This window comes from Acinetobacter brisouisimilis (genome assembly GCF_000368265.1).
In the GTDB taxonomy this organism is placed as follows: Bacteria; Pseudomonadota; Gammaproteobacteria; order Pseudomonadales; family Moraxellaceae; genus Acinetobacter.
On the sequence record NZ_KB851219.1, the window covers coordinates 1,577,479 to 1,595,659 of the forward strand.

Consider the following 18,181-nt stretch of genomic DNA (forward strand, 5'->3'; position numbering starts at 1 on the left):
CGCTTGCTTTAAATTAGTGGATTTATATTGCAATTTGATTTAATTCCTAAGCGATATTACAGGCATAACTGATTATTTTTAAAACAATTAAGCTCAAAAAATCAAAAAATCGCATATAGAGGCTTGACCTCCACTCAAGTAATCCATAAAATCCTTACCCAGATTCTCCAATAGCTCAGTCGGTAGAGCGACGGACTGTTAATCCGCAGGTCCCTGGTTCGAGCCCAGGTTGGAGAGCCAGATTCTAAAGCCCATAAGTCTACTTATGGGCTTTTTTAATGCAGTTACCAATTCCTAGCAGAATTTGTTTTGACTCAGTGAAGTGATCCTCTAAACTAGCGACCTAAGCACTGTGTCAGTCAGTTTCTTTTCGCCCCATTTAGGATATTTCCCATGTTAACACCACAAGAAATCCGAGCTCGCGATCGTAAGCGCTGGACAATTTTTGCTATCGCACTCCTTATTCCTATTGCTTTAGTATTTTTACTATTTATTGCAGCCTCTCAAGATGTCAAGACCAAAGCCCGATATGATCAAGAACGTGCTGAATACGCTGAAAAATATCAACAAGATAGCAATGCATCTGCGGCAATGAGTTCTCAACAACAATTTGATAAGCTCAAACAAGATCCTGAAGCAAAAACCGCTGATCAACGCTAATCAAAAAAGGCTTATCAAAAGATAAGCCTTTTTCACATCAAATTAGATTTTATTCAACGATCTTTAAAGTCACGTCAATATTGCCACGAGTTGCATTTGAATATGGGCAAACGATATGCGCCGCATCGACCAGTTTCTGTGCTTCATCATGTGGCATTCCAGGCAAGTGAATATTTAGTGTCACTTCAATACTAAAGCCAGTTGGAATTGGACCAATACCCACTTCCCCTTCAATAAATGCATCTTTAGGCATATCAAATTTGTCGCGTGCTGCCACAAACTTTAATGCACCAAGGAAACATGCCGAATAACCTGCAGCAAACAACTGTTCAGGATTGGTAAATGCACCACCTGCACCACCCATTTCTTTAGGCACACCCAGTTGTATGTCCAAAACACCATCACTTGAAACGGCACGACCATCGCGCCCACCTGTTGCTTTGGCTTTTGCGGTATATACGACTTTTTCTAATGACATGATTTCTTCCTTTAAATTAGTTATCACACAAATATATCGTACACGATATAAATATTCAGTCAATAACTCACAGCAACTAAACTGTAAATTATTTGATCAATTTAGCACGCAATTGTTCAAGCTGATGTTTCAACTCAATTAAAGTTTGTAAATCACACTGACTGGTTTGCTGAATCAGTTCAGGAATGATCTGTGCTTGTTGTTTTAATGCCGCACCTTGCTCAGTTAAGCCAATTAACACTTGTCGTTCATCCTGTTCGGAACGCTGGCGAGTAATCAAGCCTGAATTTTCTAATTTTTTTAACATTGGAGTCAGCGTTGAAGATTCCAAATAAAGGCGCTTACCGATTTCAGAAACAGTCAACTGATCCCGCTCCCAAAGCACCAACATCACCAAATACTGAGGATAGGTAATCCCTAGAGGTGCAAGTAACTGGCGATATTTTTGATTAAATGCCAAGTTGGCAGAATACACTGCAAAACAAAGCTGGTTATCTAGTTTTAATAATCGCTCGTCACTCAAAAGTTTATCCTCATACAACAGTTATCTTTTCTTATTATAGCCAAGATCAGCAATAAAAAAGCCCGCACAAGGCGAGCTTTTTTCGGTATGAATACAGTTGTAAAATTACAAGCTGTAGTACATATCAAATTCAACTGGGTGAGTTGTTGTGTTAAGACGACGTACATCTGCCATTTTAAGGTCGATATAAGCTTCCAACATTTCTTTAGTGAACACGCCACCTTTCAACAAGAACTCGTGATCCGCTTGAAGTGCTTCTAACGCCATTTCTAGGCTGTGAGCAACTGTAGGGATTTTTGCTTCTTCTTCAGGAGGAAGGTCATACAAGTTTTTGTCAGCAGCTTCGCCTGGGTGGATCTTGTTTTGGATACCGTCAATACCAGCCATCAACAATGCTGCAAAACCTAAGTACGGGTTCATCATTGGGTCAGGGAAACGTGCTTCGATACGTTTGCCTTTAGGGCTAGAAACGTATGGAATACGGATAGAAGCAGAACGGTTACGTGCTGAGTAAGCAAGCATAATTGGTGCTTCAAAGTGTGGAACTAAACGCTTGTACGAGTTAGTAGAAGGGTTAGTAATTGCGTTCAATGCACGAGCGTGCTTGATCACACCACCGATGAAGTAAAGTGCCATTTCTGACAAACCTGCATATTCATCACCAGCAAACAAGTTCTTGCCATCTTTAGAGATAGACATATGAACGTGCATACCAGAACCATTATCGCCTACCATTGGTTTAGGCATAAAGGTAGCAGTTTTTGCATATTGGTGTGCAACGTTGTGAACAACATATTTGAATTGTTGTACTTCGTCAGCTTTAAGAACCATAGTGTTGAAACTTACACCAATTTCTAACTGGCAAGATGCAACTTCGTGGTGGTGAACTTCTACACGACCAGCGCCCATGATGTCTTCAATTTTGTTACACATCTCAGCACGCATGTCGTGGTGAGAGTCTACAGGTGGAACTGGGAAGTAACCGCCTTTAACACGTGGACGGTGACCTGAGTTACCAGACTCGTAATCTTTACCAGTTGACCAAGCAGCTTCTTCAGCGATCAATGTATGACGAGCGCCAGACATGTCGATATCCCATTTCACTTCGTCAAATACAAAGAATTCTGGTTCTGGACCAAAGAATGCAGTATCACCGATACCTGTAGATTTTAAGTATTCTTCCGCACGACGAGCGATTGAACGTGGGTCACGCTCATAACCTTGACCAGTAGATGGCTCGATAACGTCACAAGTCACTACAACAGTTGGTTCAGCGAAGAACGGATCGATAAAACATGTTTCTGCGTCTGGGCGCAAGATCATGTCAGATGCTTCAATACCCTTCCAACCTGCAATTGAAGAACCATCGAACATTTTACCATCTTCAAATGTATCTTCATCAATTGAATCAGCAGGGTAAGTTACATGTTGCTCTTTACCAATAGTATCTGTAAAGCGAAAATCGACCCACTTAGCGCCACTTTCTTTGATGAGTTCAAGGACCTTGTTCGCCATGCTCTATGCTCCAATCAAGTATTTTTATTGCACGTATGAGGTGCATGTTAGAAGTTGGACGTAATAAAGCAACTCCCGTGCCAACTTTTCGAATATCAGCTAAATTATTGATAAATATATATTCTAAATAAATATTAGCCAATTATTTCATCATTATTATACTGAGTGCAAAATGAAATGCACCATATTCAAACATTTTCTTATGCTTTACCCAAAAAACCACACAAAACGAACCAAAAAAGTGCAATTATTCTTTTTTGATGTAATGCAGTGCATTTATAAGCTGGTTATGGCGATTTGATTGCTATTTTTTTATACAGTAACGCTTTTTTTTGAACATTTAATGTCAATTACAAGCATAGTTATCTCTACATTTAGCAAATTAATCTACGATTTGGGTTTAAAAACATCAAATTCATAGGCAAAACCCATAGCTTAAATCTTAACGACACAACCACCGCCCCATATATTGTGCAGGTTTAGTGCGTTGTAAATTTCACTAGAACAATCCTCCCGATCCTCATCTTATTTAAGTCAGGCATAAAAACTCTAGCCAACTTTGATTAAATCCACAGATGACACTTGGTTGAGAATGCAACAATTCAGCATGAAATAGTTCAGCAAAAAATGGTTATTTTTTGCTATGATGATTTTCGCTATAGAAATTACCTTTATTTTTTCTCTTACAATAAAGGTCTTTTATGTTCTATATCAGTAATTTTGGACTAAGCACATCTAGCGTGCATGCACTTCAATAGGTTAAATATCATGCTTCTAATGATAGACAATTACGACTCCTTTACTTACAACATCGTCCAGTACTTTGGCGAATTAAATCAGGAAGTAAAAGTAGTTCGCAATGATCAAGTCTCATTAGAGGATATTGAACGATGGCAACCAAAGTATCTGGTGATTGGTCCTGGCCCTTGCTCGCCAACTGAAGCAGGTATTTCAATTCCTGCCATTCAGCATTTTGCAGGTAAAATTCCTTTGCTCGGCGTGTGTTTGGGGCATCAAAGTATTGGACAGGCTTTTGGCGGTAAAATTGTACGTGCCAAACATGTCATGCATGGTCGTTTATCTGACATGTACCATAGCAATACTGGGATTTTTAGCGATCTACCATCACCATTTACTGCAACACGTTATCACTCTTTGGTGATTGACCAAGCAACATTGCCTGAGTGTCTGGAAGTCACCTGCTGGACGAAAGAAGCAGATGGTTCAATTGAAGAAATTATGGGTGTGAAACACAAGACATTGCCTGTTGAAGGTGTGCAGTTCCACCCAGAATCGATTCTGAGCCAGCACGGACACAAAATTTTCCAAAACTTTCTTGATATTTACAAATAGCGGTTGCCATGAACATTCAACAAGCTTTAAACCATATTACAAAAAACATTCACTTGACCCAAAGCCAGATGCAGGATGTCATGCGTAGCATCATGCAAGGTGAAGCCACAGATGCCCAAATTGGTGCTTTATTGATGGGACTTCGCCTCAAAGGTGAAAGTATTGATGAAATTACGGCTGCCGCGCAAGTTATGCGCGAACTAGCCATTAAAATTGATGTCAGCGATGTTCCGCATCTGATCGATATTGTCGGCACAGGCGGCGATGGACAAAACTTATTTAATGTCTCTACAGCATCCAGTTTTGTGATTGCTGCCGCAGGCGCAAGTATTGCCAAACACGGCAACCGGGGCGTATCAAGCAAATCAGGTTCATCAGATCTTCTTGAACAAGCAGGCATTCAGCTCAATCTCAACATTGCTCAAACCGAGCGCTGTATTCGTGAAATGGGCATTGGTTTCCTGTTTGCACCCAATCATCATACCGCCATGAAGCATGCGATTGGTCCACGTAAAGAACTGGGTATTCGTACCATTTTTAATTTGCTTGGCCCACTCACCAACCCTGCTGGGGTAAAACGCCTCGTAATTGGTGTGTTTTCTGATGAGTTATGCTACCCAATGGCAGAGGTCATGAAGCAACTTGGCGCTGAACATGTCATGGTCGTGCATTCCAAAGATGGTCTAGATGAAATCAGCCTTGCAGCAACCACCACCATTGCCGAACTCAAAAATGGTGAAATTCAGTCATGGGTGATTACCCCAGAAGACGTTGGAATTGAATCACAAAGTTTACATGGCTTAATCATTGACTGTCCTGAAGCCAGCTTAAAACTGATTAAAGATGCGCTTGGACGGAACAAATCAGAAATTGGGCGAAAAGCTGCCGATATGATTGCACTCAATGCGGGTGCAGGTATCTATGTCGCAGGTTTGGCAAAAGACTACAAACAAGGCGTTGCTTTTGCTCAAGATATTATCGATGGTGGTCAGGCGCTAGAAAAAATGAGCGTTTTTGCCGAATTTACAAAAACTCTAAAACAGATTGAAAGCGCATAAGGAACGGTGATGGTAGATATTGCAAACACAATTTTAGGTAAAATTGTTGATCGTAAAGTTGATGAACTCGCCGCGCGCCGTCAAAAATATAGCCTGCAAGACCTTGAACAACTGGCTGCCCAAGCAACACCTGTACGTGGCTTTGCCCAAGCACTACGTTCTAAACGCCCAGGCGTGATTGCTGAAATTAAAAAAGCATCGCCATCCAAAGGTGTGATTCGTGCCAACTTCAACCCTGCTGAAATCGCACAGCAATATGAACGCGCAGGTGCAGCCTGTCTATCTGTACTCACCGATGTCGACTTTTTTCAGGGTGCCGATGAAAATATTCAAATTGCCCGTACCCACTGTGCTTTACCTGCCCTGCGTAAAGATTTCTTGATCGACCCTTACAATGTGGTTGAAGCACGCGCTTTACACGCTGACTGTATTTTGCTGATTGTGGCGTGCTTATCTGATCAACAATTACAGGAAATGTCACAGACTGCATTTGAGCATAACCTCGATGTATTAGTTGAAGTGCATGATGAAGCTGAACTTGAGCGCGCCCTGCAACTGGATGAATGCTGTCTTCTTGGTGTAAATAACCGCAACTTAAAAACTTTTGAAGTCGATTTAAATACTTCATTACGTTTGAAAAAATTGCTTGATCCACAGCGTTTACTGGTCACGGAAAGCGGCATTGCTACCACTGAAGATGTCAAAATCATGCAAGAACATGATATTCACAGCTTCTTGGTAGGCGAAAGCTTTATGAAACAACCTGATCCTGCACAGGCATTCCAAGCGCTATTTGGAACACCTGAACAGCTATAAAAGTATCTTGATATGAGCCGAATTTAGATGAGTCTAGATTCGGCTTTTTATATTTGTCATTCGTCAAAACCATTTAAAATATTTCAGAACATACCCCCCTAATTGAGAGCGATTTACATTAAAAAATATGTCTGTGGCTTTTGATTTCTCACCCCACGCCATTTCGTACTATACTTAGCAAAATTTCACTTTTTTATGTTTTATTATCATGAGTAATAAAGATTCTGCGCTGTCAAAAGAGCAACAGTCCCTGCTCAAGCAGTTTAAAAAACAAATCACTCATCCACATACAACTCAACTGGCGCAACAACAAGCTGCTGCCCAAACCAAAGTTGAAGAACCTGAGGATGACTGGGATTTATTTAAAAAAGCCACACAAGGTGTGCAAAAGTTAGACAACACCAATATTGCTAACTTAAATCGTAGCAAGCAAAAAAAACTTGATGCTCAAACACTGGCAAAACGTGTTGCAGCGGAAGGTACAACCGAAAGTGAAAATGCAGAACTGTCAGATACTCAGGCTGCATTAAACCCAGTAGGCAGCCAGCAAACCCTAAACTATCGGGTTGCGACATTACAGCACCGTGTGTTTGAAGATTTAAAAACAGGTAAACTGCGCTGGTTTGAAGCCGTTGACCTGCATGGGTGTACCGTTGAACAAGCACGCGCTGCGATTTTGCAACTGATTCAAATGGCAAAAGATGAAAATCAGAATGTAATTAAAATCGTACATGGTAAAGGCCCAGAAGCGATTTTAAAAACTTATGTGAATGGTTGGCTACGCCAGCATCGTGATGTATTGGCTTTTGTCAGCGCTCCTGAAAATCAGGGTGGAACAGGTGCAGTTTTGGTTTTACTGAAGCGTGCTGAAAAAAATCCAAAGTATAAACAGTAAGCTGTTTTAATAATTAGTATCGGTCTTTCGCAAGTTTTCTGTTAAAATGCCGAGCTTGCTCAACCAGTGTAAGTGAACACCTGTTATGTCTATGCAGCAATCCTACGAAAAAATTCTCACCGCAGTTGGTGAAGATCTTCAACGTCCAGGTCTTAAAGATACGCCTGTTCGTGCGGCGCGCGCTTTTTCGTATTTGACTTCAGGTTATAATCAAACGCTTGAAGAAGTTACAAACAATGCTGTTTTCCCATCAGAAAACCGCGAAATGGTACTGGTGAAAAATATCGAATTTTATTCGCTCTGTGAACACCACCTTTTACCATTCTATGGTCGTGTGCATATTGCCTATTTGCCTGAAGGACAAGTGTTGGGTCTTTCTAAATTTGCTCGGATTACTGAAATGTTTGCACGTCGTTTGCAAATTCAGGAAAACTTGACGCAGCAAATCGCTGAAGCAGTCGCAAGCGTGACTCATGCACGTGGCGTTGCCGTTGTGATTGATTCCGCACATATGTGTATGATGATGCGTGGTGTTGGTAAACAAAGCTCAACCACACGTACAGTTTCTTTTGTTGGTCAATTTAAAACTGACGAAGAAGTCCGCCGCGAATTTTTACGCGTTGTTCCTGAAAGCTATTAAGCTAGATGGCTAAAGGCAAGTATTTACTTGCCTTTTTTATCTAAGAGATGAACATCATCAATCTGCCAATTGCCTTGGGCATCACGTTTACCCAAGATCTTCATGACCAGCACCAAGCTCAGCAATAACAATAAATACCACGAACCGATTTTGCCCCACCAAACAATATGCCAACCATCAATCTGGCTTGGATAAACCCAGATATCATAAAAAGTACTGATATTTTCCGCAATCCAGATCAAAAATGCCAAAAACAGCAGCACAGGGAGCATCGGCAAATGCCATGTCCTTTTTAAAACTTGGAAATTGACTTTGGTTTTCCAAAAAATCAGTACACTCCAGACAAATAAAATACTGCGAATATCCTGAATAAAAAACTTACTGATAAAGTTAATATAGGCACACAACGCCAATGTCAGCATGTTGATCAGGCTTGGTAATTTTTCAAATGAAATATAAAACAGCCGAATCGAGCGAGCAAAAAAACTACCAATTGCCGAATACATAAACCCAGCAAACAGCGGTACAGTTAAAATTTTCAGGATGGCAGGTTCAGGATATTGCCATGAACCAATTTTAGGCGCGGTCAGAACCAGTTCCATGATCATTGCCATAACATGAAACAAAGCGATCACTTTGGCTTCTTGCCATGATTCCATCCGAAAATACAGCATCAATCCCTGAATCAAGACTGCACAGAAAAATAAATAATCGTAACGGTAAAAACCCAAATACGAGTGATGCCCCATTTTAAAACTCAAGGCAAAAATGATGAGTAATAAAATACCAAAAAGTGCAGCGGACATTGCACGCTGCACTACAGTATAAATAAAACGAACGGTGAGGTTCACGCAAATTTAGCCTAGATACTTGGCACTATATTCATGAACCGTATCCACAAACACTTTGGCATGATCAGGGTTGACCCACTGGGTAATTCCATGTCCAAGATTAGCAATATAGCCTGTTTTTTCACCATGTGCATAAGCATCATCTAACATGGCATGCACGGCTCTTTCTATCGACTTTGGTGAACCATATAAAATCGCAGGATCTAAATTCCCTTGTAGAGCCACCTGCCCATGTACCAGTTCACGAGCCGTTTTCAGTGACGTTGTCCAGTCTAGCCCCAAAGCATCAGCGCCCGTTGCCAGCATTGGAATCAGCCATTGCCCACCACCTTTGGTAAAGAGAATCACAGGAATGCGCTGCCCATCTTTTTCGCGTTGCAAACCTGCAATAATTTTCTGCATATATTGCAAGGAAAATTCCTGATACTCGCGATGTGCCAGTGAGCCGCCCCAACTGTCAAAAATCTGAATTGCCTGAGCACCTGCATCAATTTGTGCATTTAAATAATCAATCACCGATTCTGCCAGATGATCAAGTAAAGCATGCAACAGCTCAGGTTGGGCATACATCATCTGTTTGGTAAAACGGAATTCCTTACTCGATCCACCCTCAACCATATACGTTGCCAGTGTCCACGGACTCCCCGAAAAACCAATCAATGGTACTTGCCCTGCCAATGCCGAACGAATGGTCGAAACCACGTCCATGACATAACCCAAGTCTGTTTTAGCATTGAGTTTAGGAAGCTGTGCAATATCTTGTTCAGTTCTGACTGTTTTATGAAATTTTGGCCCTTCCCCAGCTTCAAAATACAAACCTAAACCCAAAGCATCAGGTACAGTTAAAATGTCAGAAAATAAAATGGCAGCGTCCAACGCATAACGACGCAAAGGTTGCAATGTCACTTCACATGCAAAATTGGTATTTTTACATAAAGAAAGGAAATCGCCTGCCTGAGCACGTGTCGCGCGATACTCTGGTAAATACCGCCCAGCCTGACGCATCATCCAGACAGGTGTGGTATCAACAGGTTCACGTAACAAAGCACGCAGGAAACGATCATTTTTTAAAGTCGTCATATCCTTTCCATGAATCATCAAAAATTCACCTATCATAACAAAAAGCCCGTATTTTGAATAATCAACCCGCTTGTTATTTTTATAGACGCAATATAGATACGAAATAATTAATGCATCGGTTTATTATTTCTGTAATACTGACCGCGTTTTTTCATCATACATACATAATTCTTAAGGTTGAATTAGATGTTCGTTCGCTCATTACTCGCTATGAGTCTAAGCTACCTCATGCTAAATACTGCTTTTGCAGCTCCTAATGCAGAGCAACCGTTAAATCCTAAAAAAGTAGCCTCAACAACTACTATTCAAGACCCGATCAATCCTCTTGCGCTCGATACCAAAGCGGCGTCTGAAGTGATGGAAGGTCGTAGCCCTGCAGCTTCTGAGGTTGCATCGGCGACAGCGGCATCTGAAGTACAAATCACTCAACAAGAACAGAACAATCTTAACCAAGTCACTAAAACGGTTAAAACGATTGATCAAAGTTCAGAGAAAACCACAGCGACATCAACAAAAAATAACGCTGCAAAACATGCATGGACACTTGATAATTTAAATAATATTCAATGGTATCCAAACATTGGTAAAGGGCAATTCCCTGTCTATGCACGCGCACAAGTCATGTTGAACAATAACCATGCTTCGCCTGGTGCAATTGATGGTAGCAGTGGCAAAAATACGCTCAAAGCCCTAGCTTCTTTCCAGCAAATGCAAGGTCTACCGACTACAGGCGAGCTTGATCAAGCGACTTGGAATGCCTTAATTGCAACTCAGAATAAACCTGCTTTTATTGAATACACAATTACTGAAGCTGATCTGAAAGGTCCATATGCGAAAAGCATTCCTTCAGACTACGCATTACAAGCCAAAATGCCAGGTTTGTATTACACTCGCGTCACCGAAATGCTAGGTGAAAAGTTCCATATGGATGAAGCGTTTTTAAAACAGCTCAATCCAAAAGCAACTTTCAATAAAGTCGGTGAAAAAGTTATTGTGACCAATATCCGCAATAATTTACCTGAAAATATTCATTTGATTGTGGCGCATAAAGGTGCAAAACAATTGTATTTGTTCAATGACCGCAACCAAATGATTGGGTCATTTCCTGCAACGATTGGTAGTAGTGATACTCCATCTCCAACAGGAACATACAAAGTTGTTGGTGCCTCCAAGAACCCATACTACAGTTACTCTCCAAGTAACTTTGTACAAGGCAAAAACTTAAAACCTTTGACTCTGCCACCTGGCCCGAATGCTCCTGTGGGTAATGTCTGGATTGGTTTGAGTAAGCGTTCATTTGGTATTCATGGTACACCAAATCCATCTGCAATTTCTAAAACAGCATCCCATGGTTGTATTCGTTTAACCAACTGGGATGCCAATGATTTAGCAAGTAAAGTAAAAGCTGGCGTAACTGTAAAATTTATTGAATAATTTTTATAGCCATCCTTAAATAAGCTCAGAATTTCTGGGCTTATTTTTTATCAAAAACAATCAACAAGAAAAATATTTATGGACACGAAAATTCTTTTTCTGCCTGGTGCATCTGGAAGTACTCAGTTCTGGCAGCCTGTACAAAAAGATCTTGCCAAAGATTATCAAACCAACATCATTGGCTATCCTGGGTTTGGTCAAACTCCAGCCAATGCAGATATTCATAATTTCCAACGACTCACAGAGTATGTACTCGATCAGATTCAACAACCGTGCTATTTGGTTGCTCAGTCTATGGGCGGCATATTTGCAATAGCCGCAGCCCTACGTAAACCTGAATTAATTCGTGGTCTGGTTCTTCTTGCAACGTCTGGCGGGATTGATCTTACTGCTTTTAAGGTGGCTGACTGGCGAAAAACCTACCGTGAGGAATATTTAAACCTGCCTGACTGGTTTATTACGGCACAAAGCAACCATCAAGATCAATTACACCTGATTCACTGTCCAACTCTTTTACTTTGGGGAGGATCTGATCCCATCAGCCCAGTGGCTATCGGACAATATTTACAACAACAACTTAAACAATCCAATTTAAACATCATTGCCCAAGGACAGCATGATTTTGGCAAAACACATGCTCTTGAAGTCACTCAACTGATTCGAAACTTTTTAACACGACATAAAAAAGCCAGCATATAGCTGGCTAATGGGCATTCAAAATTAAAGTTTTGGATCTCGTAACTGTACCTGTGACTGGTTTGCTTTAGTCAATACATCGGTCAGTTTATTCATAATTGCAGGTATAAGCTGGTCTGCAATTTGCGCTGCCTGCAAACCTAACTTTTCACCTAAAGTTGGTTTACGACGCGTGCTAATCAGATACACATCGTACTGCGGCAAAAGCTTCAAGATGACTTCATCTGAAGTTTGTAATTCATCAATCAGATTCAACTCTAGCGCATCCTGACCATACCAGTGCTCACCTGTTGCCACTTTTTCCACATTCAGTTTTGGACGATATTTTTCGACAAAGTGCTTAAACAGTGTATGGGTCTGTTGGAGCTCCTGCTCGAACTTGTCTTTCCCTTCCTGAGTATTTTCACCAAACATCGTCACGGTACGTTTATATTGACCGGCAGTATACAGTTCAAAATCAACGTGATGTTCACGCAGCAAACGGTTAAAGTTTGGAACCTGAGCCACCACACCAATAGATCCCACAATCGCAAATGGTGCTGCAATAATTTCATTAGCGATACATGCCATCATATAACCGCCGCTAGCCGCGACCTTATCGACAACAATCGTGACATGAAAACCTGCTTCGCGTAAACGCACCAGTTGAGCAGCAGCCAGACCATAACCATGCACCATACCGCCTGGGCTTTCAAGGCGAATCACGACCCGATCTTGTCCTGCTTTTGCAGTTGACAAAATCAAGGTAATTTCTTCACGTAAAGCTGAAACAGCAGACGCCTGTACATCACCATTAAAGTCAACAATATAAACTTTCTGATTATTTTTTTTACGCAGTTTTGCTTCTTTGGCTAACTGTTTGTTAAATTGTAATAATTCAAATTTTGATGCTGTACTTTGAATAATTTTCTTTCTTTGTTCATTGACACGTGCATTGAGATGGGTCACGTGAATTTCAGCAGGAATTTTGGGCACTTGAAATAGCATATCTTAGCCTAATACATAAAGTCATGACTTCAAGATGAGGGTTTAAGTAGTAAAAATCAATAGCCAAACATGAATCACTACAATTCAATAAAAATCCCCATGTAAACATGAGGATATAATTGAAAATCTTAAATTTAAATCAAAAATCAACCAAAGCGGCCTGTAATATAAGCTTCTGTTAATTGGTGGTCTGGCTGGGTAAAGACTTTCTCTGTTGAATTAACTTCAATCAAGTCGCCCAAGTGAAAATATGCTGTACGATCAGACACGCGCGCTGCTTGCTGCATTGAATGCGTCACAATCGCAATCGTGTATTGCGTTGACAAGTCAGAAATCAATTCCTCAATTTTTGCAGTTGCAATGGGATCGAGTGCTGAACAAGGTTCATCCATCAAAATTACTTCTGGGCTGACTGCAATAGTACGCGCAATACATAAACGCTGTTGCTGACCACCTGACAAGCTTGTTCCTGGGTGGTTTAAACGGTCTTTGACTTCTTCCCACAAACCCGCTTTACGCAAGCTGTTCTCTACAATTTCCTCCATATCATATTTGTCACGTGCCAAGCCATGAAGCTTAGGGCCATAAGACACATTATCAAAAATGGACTTGGGAAACGGATTTGGTTTTTGAAATACCATTCCGACCTGTGCACGTAACAATACAACGTCTAGGCTCGGGTCATAAATATCCTGTTGATCCAGTGTCACCTTCCCTGTAACACGGCAACTGTCAATCGTGTCATTCATACGATTTAAAGTACGTAAAAACGTTGATTTACCACAACCCGATGGCCCAATAAAAGCAATCACTTCATTTTGATAAATTTTTAAATCAATACCTTTAATGGCTTCGGTTTCACCATAGTAAACATGTACATTTTCAGTGCTGATTTTCACCTCTTGCACTGCTTTTTTCTTGTGGCTTTCATATTGGTCAAAGTGACCAATATGAACATTCACTGGACGATGATGTTCAGTACCTTCGTATGACGTATGAGATTCTGGCATCACCTGTATATCCTGTGTTTGTAATGAAGTTGTCTTTGCTGTATTCACGTTATTTTGCCCCGATTACCAACGAACTTCAAATTTCTTACGTAACCAGATGGCCAAACCATTTAACCCAATCATCATGACTAACAACACGATAATCGCAGCTTCGGTACGACCTTCAAAGAAGTTACGAAGTTCATTGCCCTGCCACAGAAAAATCTGTACAGGTAATGCGGTCGATTGATCCAATGGCGTAGCTGGGACACTCGCTACGAAAGCACTCATACCAATTAAGAGTAATGGTGCAGTTTCACCCAAAGCCTGAGCCACGCCAATAATCGCACCCGTTAAAATACCAGGCAGTGCGAGTGGCAAGACATGATGCAAAACAGTTTGTATGTTGGATGCCCCCAAGCCTTGCGCCGCTTGGCGAATCGAAGGAGGTACCGCTTTTAGTGATGCACGTGTGGTAATAATGACTGTTGGCAAGGTCATTAAACTCAGAACCAAACCACCGACCATAGGTGCTGATAATGGCAAATGCATCCAGCCCACAAAAATTGCAGCCCCCAGCAAACCAAATACAATTGAAGGAACTGCTGCCAAATTATTGATATTCACTTCAATAATATCGGTCAGGATATTTTTCTTGGCAAACTCTTCCAGATAAATTGCACTTGCTACACCAATTGGAATCGCAACAAAGATCACGATCAACATCATGAACAATGACCCCATAAAAGCACCTGCCAAACCACTCGATGCAGGTGAACTACGTGAGTCACTATTGGTAAAGATATTGAAGTTAAAAGTACGCTCAAGCATATTTTTCTTTGCTAACTGATCGACCAGTTTACGTACCTCAGGACTCAGTTGTTGTTGATCATCAGGTAAACTACGATCAATCTTGCCAGCCAGCCAAACATCCACATTCGCTTCAGCAAGGAACTTTAATTCCTCTTTTTTACCAATCAGGCTGGTATCTTCAAAAACCATATCACGGATACGAAAGGCTTCAGAGCTGGCATAAATACTACGTAAATTATCTTCTTGCCCAGCAAGACTCGGATCTTTTGCAATCATGCCCTTAACAATCATGCCATCCCAATCAACCATTCCCATTTTGGTTTGCCAGTCGATATAACGCTCTTGATATCTGGCTGGAGATTCACCTGCTCGCTGGACCGGTTTTGCACCCACATCAATCATCTTTGGATCAAAATACACGGGAACAGTCATACTGGCTTGCCAGAATGAAGGTAAACCTTTATACAAAATACTACCGAACAATACCGCCACAAAGAATAAACCTGTCACAACTGCTGACAGCCCCAAAGACCGAAAGATTTTTTCTTTACGGTGGCGCTTTGCCAAAGACTGGGTAATCATTCTTTTACGTTTTTCACGCAACTCTGCAGCAATATTCGGATCAACCGCAGGTTGCCGCATTGAGGTCATATTCATTCGTATTGCTCACGATATTTACGCACAATGTACAGTGCAACAATATTAAGACAAAGGGTAATGACGAACAGCGTTAAACCTAATGCAAAGGCAACCAGTGCCTGAGGACTCGCAAAGTCTGTATCACCTGTTAACTGGTTCACAATAGTTACGGTCACGGTAGAAACAGCTTCTAGTGGATTGGCCTGCAACAATGGGCTGTTGCCTGCTGCAAGTACTACAATCATGGTTTCACCAATTGCCCGTGATGTCGCCAGCAAAAATGCCCCCACAATACCTGGCAATGCAGCAGGTAAAACCACCTGACGAATAGTTTCAGACTGTGTTGCACCTAGACCTAGAGAACCATCACGCAAAGTACGTGGCACTTGGGTAATAATGTCATCAGACAAAGATGAAACAAATGGAATGATCATGACACCCATGACAAAACCAGCGGTTAAGGCACTTGTTGCATTAATATCTACACCAATACTGGCACCGACATACTTAAAGAATGGCCCAACCACCATTAAAGCAAAAACCCCATACACAATAGTTGGAATGCCTGCCAAAATTTCAATACTTGGTTTTGCCCATGCACGCAGCCTTGGAGAGGCATATTCAGCAAGGTAAATTGCAATCATTAATCCAACAGGAATGGATACCAGTAAGGCAATTGCACTCACCATGAGCGTCCCCCATAGCAAGGGCAATAAACCATAACTGCCTTCCGCACTGCCTGTTGTGCTAAACCCAGGGTTCCATTCAGTGCCGAAGAAAAATGTACTTGGGCTAACAAAATGAAAAAAACGCAATGCCTCACTCAGCATTGACATGACAATACCAATCGTCGTCAGAATCGCAACACCTGAACATAACACCAAACTAATACGAATGACTTTTTCTACATGGTTACGGGCACGATATTTTTGACTAATACGTTTTTGAGCAAAAATAAGACCAACCATTGCGACACAGATGACGACCGCAAACTTGGCATACTCACCAATTTTCACAAACTGTGCATATTGTTGTGCGGCTTTTAGCTCATATGGCATAACCTGATCGGTAACACCAAATCCTGTAGCAATTGCTTGAACACGATCAAGTAAAACTGTTTTACTCGCATCATCTAAATTTAGAAGCACTGATGCAGGCACCTGATTAAATACCGCCTGATGCAAGAAAGTGGATTGTAACAGATTCCAAATCGCCAAAATAAGGAATGCAGGCATACCACACCACATTGCAACAAGTGCACCATAATATCCTGGACGGGAGTGCAAACTAACGGAGCTATTGCCTTTCCCTGCCAACTGACGGCTCTTTTTTAAGCCTAACTGGTATGCAACTGCAATCAATGCCAGCAGTACACCCAAAAGAAGCAGATTCATCTTATCTCCGCTCGTTTTATCTTGATACAAAGCCCAATTGATCAACCTAAAACCCTAGATTAACCTGATTTTGAGCAAATCCAATTAGTTAACAGTTTTACCTGCTTGAAAATCTGCCAAAATTTTTGCACGCTCTGCATCAGACATTGCAATCAACCCAGCACGTTCAAGTTTTGAACCTTTACCAGAAACGTGCTTATTTAAAAAATATTCAACGTACTGTGGTAAACCTTTCACAAGTTTCACATGTTCTCCTTTTACATAGAAGAATAATGGACGAGATACAGGATATTTACCATTCAAGATCGTTTTTTCACTTGGAACAACATTATTGACTGTCGCAACGCGCAAACGGTCACGGTTTTGATTATAAAAACCAAGACCAAATACCCCCACCGCGCTTGGAGAAGTTTTTAAACGTGCCAATGTTTCCGTGTAATCCCCAGAAATTTCTATCACGCGACCATCTTTACGAAAGCTAGAACATGCATTTTTTTGTGCTTCTTTATCTAACTTCTTAAAGTAATCATATGCTTCACAGCCAGCATCTACCATTTTTTCTTGAAACACTTCACGTGTACCATGGTTAGATGCGGGGATCACCAACGTAATAGGTTCATTGGGTAAGCTTGGATCGATCTGATTCCAGCGCGTATATGGGTTTGGAACTAACTTGCCTTTTGATGGAAGCTTCTCGGCCAGTGCTGCAAATACATGATAAGGCTTTAATTTATAGGTTGGTTTTGCGCTGTTTGATGCAAATGCAATACCATCATAACCGATTTTTATTTCTTGGATTTTGTTCACACCTGCTTTTTTACAGGCTGCAATTTCAGTGTCTTTAATTTTACGTGATGCATTGGCAATGTCGATGGTATTATCACCTACCCCCTGACAAAATTGCTTCAAACCAGCAGATGAACCACCAGAACCAACAACTGGCACTTTAAACTGTGGGAAAGTATGTCCGAAGTCTTCTGCAACAATACTTGCGTAAGGCAATACGGTAGAAGAACCTGAGATTTGAATAGTTTCGCGCGCTGCATGCGCGCCTGTTGCGAATATTGTTACTGAACAAGCAAATGCTAAGGCAAAATATTTTTTGCTAAAATTCATTCCCATCTCTCAATTTAATTTATACCAATAAAACTGCTGCCTTTATTGGTAAATTCATGCTGAATCGCTTGCATTTTGAGTTTTTTATATGACATTTATGTTACAAATTAAAGACTATTTTGTAATAATCCAGATTAGGGCAATTTTTATAATTTTCATTAAAAATCAATAATAAATACAACTTAGATTAACTTGGCCATTCTACTTGCGATCATCTAAAGATTGAGTTCAGCTAGTTTAAATA

The 18,181-nt window shown here is 41.0% G+C and carries 17 protein-coding genes, 1 tRNA gene and 1 pseudogene; 9 read left to right on the plus strand and 10 right to left on the minus strand.

Annotation, left to right across the window (positions count from 1 at the left end):
• The first annotated feature begins 164 nt into the window (after positions 1 to 164).
• Positions 165 to 240: transfer RNA gene (locus F975_RS11230), tRNA-Asn, on the plus strand.
• A gap of 153 nt (positions 241 to 393) precedes the next feature.
• Positions 394 to 660, plus strand: coding sequence for a hypothetical protein (locus tag F975_RS11235; RefSeq protein WP_004753364.1), 267 nt, complete (start codon positions 394 to 396; stop codon positions 658 to 660).
• 49 nt (positions 661 to 709) lie between these two features.
• Here the strand turns inward: F975_RS11235 and F975_RS11240 are convergent, their stop codons facing one another.
• The 3 genes from F975_RS11240 to glnA form a co-directional block, all read right to left on the minus strand.
• A complete protein-coding gene (locus F975_RS11240; protein WP_004753366.1) occupies positions 710 to 1,138 on the minus strand; it encodes an organic hydroperoxide resistance protein in 429 nt (142 codons plus the stop codon).
• 88 nt (positions 1,139 to 1,226) lie between these two features.
• Positions 1,227 to 1,661, minus strand: coding sequence for a MarR family winged helix-turn-helix transcriptional regulator (locus tag F975_RS11245; RefSeq protein ID WP_004753369.1), 435 nt, complete (start codon positions 1,659 to 1,661; stop codon positions 1,227 to 1,229).
• A 105-nt stretch (positions 1,662 to 1,766) separates the two neighbouring features.
• Positions 1,767 to 3,176: a type I glutamate--ammonia ligase gene (gene glnA, locus F975_RS11250; RefSeq protein WP_004753371.1), complete on the minus strand. Its 1,410-nt coding sequence runs from the start codon at positions 3,174 to 3,176 to the stop codon at positions 1,767 to 1,769.
• A gap of 768 nt (positions 3,177 to 3,944) precedes the next feature.
• Between glnA and F975_RS11255 the strand changes: the two genes are divergently transcribed.
• The 5 genes from F975_RS11255 to folE all read left to right on the plus strand — a co-directional run bounded on the left by F975_RS11255 (position 3,945) and on the right by folE (position 7,938).
• Complete coding sequence (locus F975_RS11255) at positions 3,945 to 4,529, plus strand: anthranilate synthase component II (protein ID WP_004753373.1); 585 nt, start codon at positions 3,945 to 3,947, stop codon at positions 4,527 to 4,529.
• Between the two features lie 8 nt (positions 4,530 to 4,537).
• A complete protein-coding gene (trpD, locus tag F975_RS11260) occupies positions 4,538 to 5,587 on the plus strand; it encodes an anthranilate phosphoribosyltransferase (RefSeq protein ID WP_004753375.1) in 1,050 nt (349 codons plus the stop codon).
• A 9-nt stretch (positions 5,588 to 5,596) separates the two neighbouring features.
• Positions 5,597 to 6,403 carry an indole-3-glycerol phosphate synthase TrpC gene (trpC, locus tag F975_RS11265; RefSeq protein WP_004753377.1) on the plus strand — a complete coding sequence of 269 codons (807 nt, stop codon included), beginning with the start codon at positions 5,597 to 5,599 and terminating at the stop codon, positions 6,401 to 6,403.
• 208 nt (positions 6,404 to 6,611) lie between these two features.
• Positions 6,612 to 7,298, plus strand: a complete 687-nt coding sequence (locus F975_RS11270; RefSeq protein WP_004753379.1) for a Smr/MutS family protein — start codon at positions 6,612 to 6,614, stop codon at positions 7,296 to 7,298.
• A gap of 91 nt (positions 7,299 to 7,389) precedes the next feature.
• On the plus strand, positions 7,390 to 7,938 hold the full coding sequence (gene folE / locus F975_RS11275) for a GTP cyclohydrolase I FolE (RefSeq protein WP_171063183.1): 549 nt from the start codon (positions 7,390 to 7,392) through the stop codon (positions 7,936 to 7,938).
• A 23-nt stretch (positions 7,939 to 7,961) separates the two neighbouring features.
• Here folE and F975_RS11280 read toward each other — a convergent pair whose 3' ends face one another.
• Both F975_RS11280 and hemE read right to left on the minus strand, forming a co-directional pair.
• Complete coding sequence (locus F975_RS11280) at positions 7,962 to 8,744, minus strand: DUF817 family protein (protein ID WP_051064867.1); 783 nt, start codon at positions 8,742 to 8,744, stop codon at positions 7,962 to 7,964.
• A 51-nt stretch (positions 8,745 to 8,795) separates the two neighbouring features.
• A complete protein-coding gene (gene hemE, locus F975_RS11285) occupies positions 8,796 to 9,869 on the minus strand; it encodes a uroporphyrinogen decarboxylase (RefSeq protein WP_034425990.1) in 1,074 nt (357 codons plus the stop codon).
• A 186-nt stretch (positions 9,870 to 10,055) separates the two neighbouring features.
• On the opposite strand from hemE, the gene F975_RS11290 reads away from it, so the two are divergent.
• Positions 10,056 to 11,303, plus strand: a complete 1,248-nt coding sequence (locus tag F975_RS11290) for a L,D-transpeptidase family protein (protein ID WP_004753388.1) — start codon at positions 10,056 to 10,058, stop codon at positions 11,301 to 11,303.
• A gap of 78 nt (positions 11,304 to 11,381) precedes the next feature.
• Positions 11,382 to 12,002: an alpha/beta fold hydrolase gene (locus tag F975_RS11295; protein ID WP_004753390.1), complete on the plus strand. Its 621-nt coding sequence runs from the start codon at positions 11,382 to 11,384 to the stop codon at positions 12,000 to 12,002.
• A 21-nt stretch (positions 12,003 to 12,023) separates the two neighbouring features.
• On the opposite strand, the gene sohB is transcribed toward F975_RS11295, so the two are convergent.
• The 5 genes and pseudogenes from sohB to F975_RS11320 all read right to left on the minus strand — a co-directional run bounded on the left by sohB (position 12,024) and on the right by F975_RS11320 (position 17,937).
• Positions 12,024 to 12,986 carry a protease SohB gene (gene sohB, locus F975_RS11300; RefSeq protein WP_004753394.1) on the minus strand — a complete coding sequence of 321 codons (963 nt, stop codon included), beginning with the start codon at positions 12,984 to 12,986 and terminating at the stop codon, positions 12,024 to 12,026.
• A gap of 146 nt (positions 12,987 to 13,132) precedes the next feature.
• Positions 13,133 to 13,897 (minus strand): annotated as a pseudogene (gene pstB, locus F975_RS11305) (phosphate ABC transporter ATP-binding protein PstB); the annotation flags it as partial.
• Between the two features lie 162 nt (positions 13,898 to 14,059).
• Positions 14,060 to 15,445 (minus strand): phosphate ABC transporter permease PstA, encoded by a 1,386-nt coding sequence (gene pstA / locus F975_RS11310; RefSeq protein ID WP_004753397.1) that lies wholly within the window; start codon positions 15,443 to 15,445, stop codon positions 14,060 to 14,062.
• Entirely contained in the window at positions 15,442 to 16,821 is a 1,380-nt protein-coding gene (pstC, locus tag F975_RS11315) for a phosphate ABC transporter permease subunit PstC (RefSeq protein ID WP_004753399.1), read from the minus strand. The genes pstA and pstC overlap by 4 nt, the downstream gene beginning before the upstream one ends.
• 84 nt (positions 16,822 to 16,905) lie before the next feature.
• Positions 16,906 to 17,937, minus strand: a complete 1,032-nt coding sequence (locus F975_RS11320) for a substrate-binding domain-containing protein (RefSeq protein ID WP_004753401.1) — start codon at positions 17,935 to 17,937, stop codon at positions 16,906 to 16,908.
• Between the last annotated feature and the right edge of the window lie 244 nt (positions 17,938 to 18,181).

Excerpts from the sequence above, each read along its gene's own strand:
- F975_RS11235 (WP_004753364.1), top strand. The coding sequence starts at position 394 with ATGTTAACACCACAAGAAATCCGAGCTCGCGATCGTAAGCGCTGGACA.
- F975_RS11240 (WP_004753366.1), bottom strand. The coding sequence starts at position 1,138 with ATGTCATTAGAAAAAGTCGTATATACCGCAAAAGCCAAAGCAACAGGT.
- glnA (WP_004753371.1), bottom strand. The coding sequence starts at position 3,176 with ATGGCGAACAAGGTCCTTGAACTCATCAAAGAAAGTGGCGCTAAGTGG.
- F975_RS11255 (WP_004753373.1), top strand. The coding sequence starts at position 3,945 with ATGCTTCTAATGATAGACAATTACGACTCCTTTACTTACAACATCGTC.
- trpD (WP_004753375.1), top strand. The coding sequence starts at position 4,538 with ATGAACATTCAACAAGCTTTAAACCATATTACAAAAAACATTCACTTG.
- trpC (WP_004753377.1), top strand. The coding sequence starts at position 5,597 with ATGGTAGATATTGCAAACACAATTTTAGGTAAAATTGTTGATCGTAAA.
- F975_RS11270 (WP_004753379.1), top strand. The coding sequence starts at position 6,612 with ATGAGTAATAAAGATTCTGCGCTGTCAAAAGAGCAACAGTCCCTGCTC.
- folE (WP_171063183.1), top strand. The coding sequence starts at position 7,390 with ATGCAGCAATCCTACGAAAAAATTCTCACCGCAGTTGGTGAAGATCTT.
- F975_RS11280 (WP_051064867.1), bottom strand. The coding sequence starts at position 8,744 with ATGTCCGCTGCACTTTTTGGTATTTTATTACTCATCATTTTTGCCTTG.
- hemE (WP_034425990.1), bottom strand. The coding sequence starts at position 9,869 with ATGACGACTTTAAAAAATGATCGTTTCCTGCGTGCTTTGTTACGTGAA.
- F975_RS11290 (WP_004753388.1), top strand. The coding sequence starts at position 10,056 with ATGTTCGTTCGCTCATTACTCGCTATGAGTCTAAGCTACCTCATGCTA.
- F975_RS11295 (WP_004753390.1), top strand. The coding sequence starts at position 11,382 with ATGGACACGAAAATTCTTTTTCTGCCTGGTGCATCTGGAAGTACTCAG.
- sohB (WP_004753394.1), bottom strand. The coding sequence starts at position 12,986 with ATGCTATTTCAAGTGCCCAAAATTCCTGCTGAAATTCACGTGACCCAT.
- pstA (WP_004753397.1), bottom strand. The coding sequence starts at position 15,445 with ATGAATATGACCTCAATGCGGCAACCTGCGGTTGATCCGAATATTGCT.
- pstC (WP_004753399.1), bottom strand. The coding sequence starts at position 16,821 with ATGAATCTGCTTCTTTTGGGTGTACTGCTGGCATTGATTGCAGTTGCA.
- F975_RS11320 (WP_004753401.1), bottom strand. The coding sequence starts at position 17,937 with ATGAATTTTAGCAAAAAATATTTTGCCTTAGCATTTGCTTGTTCAGTA.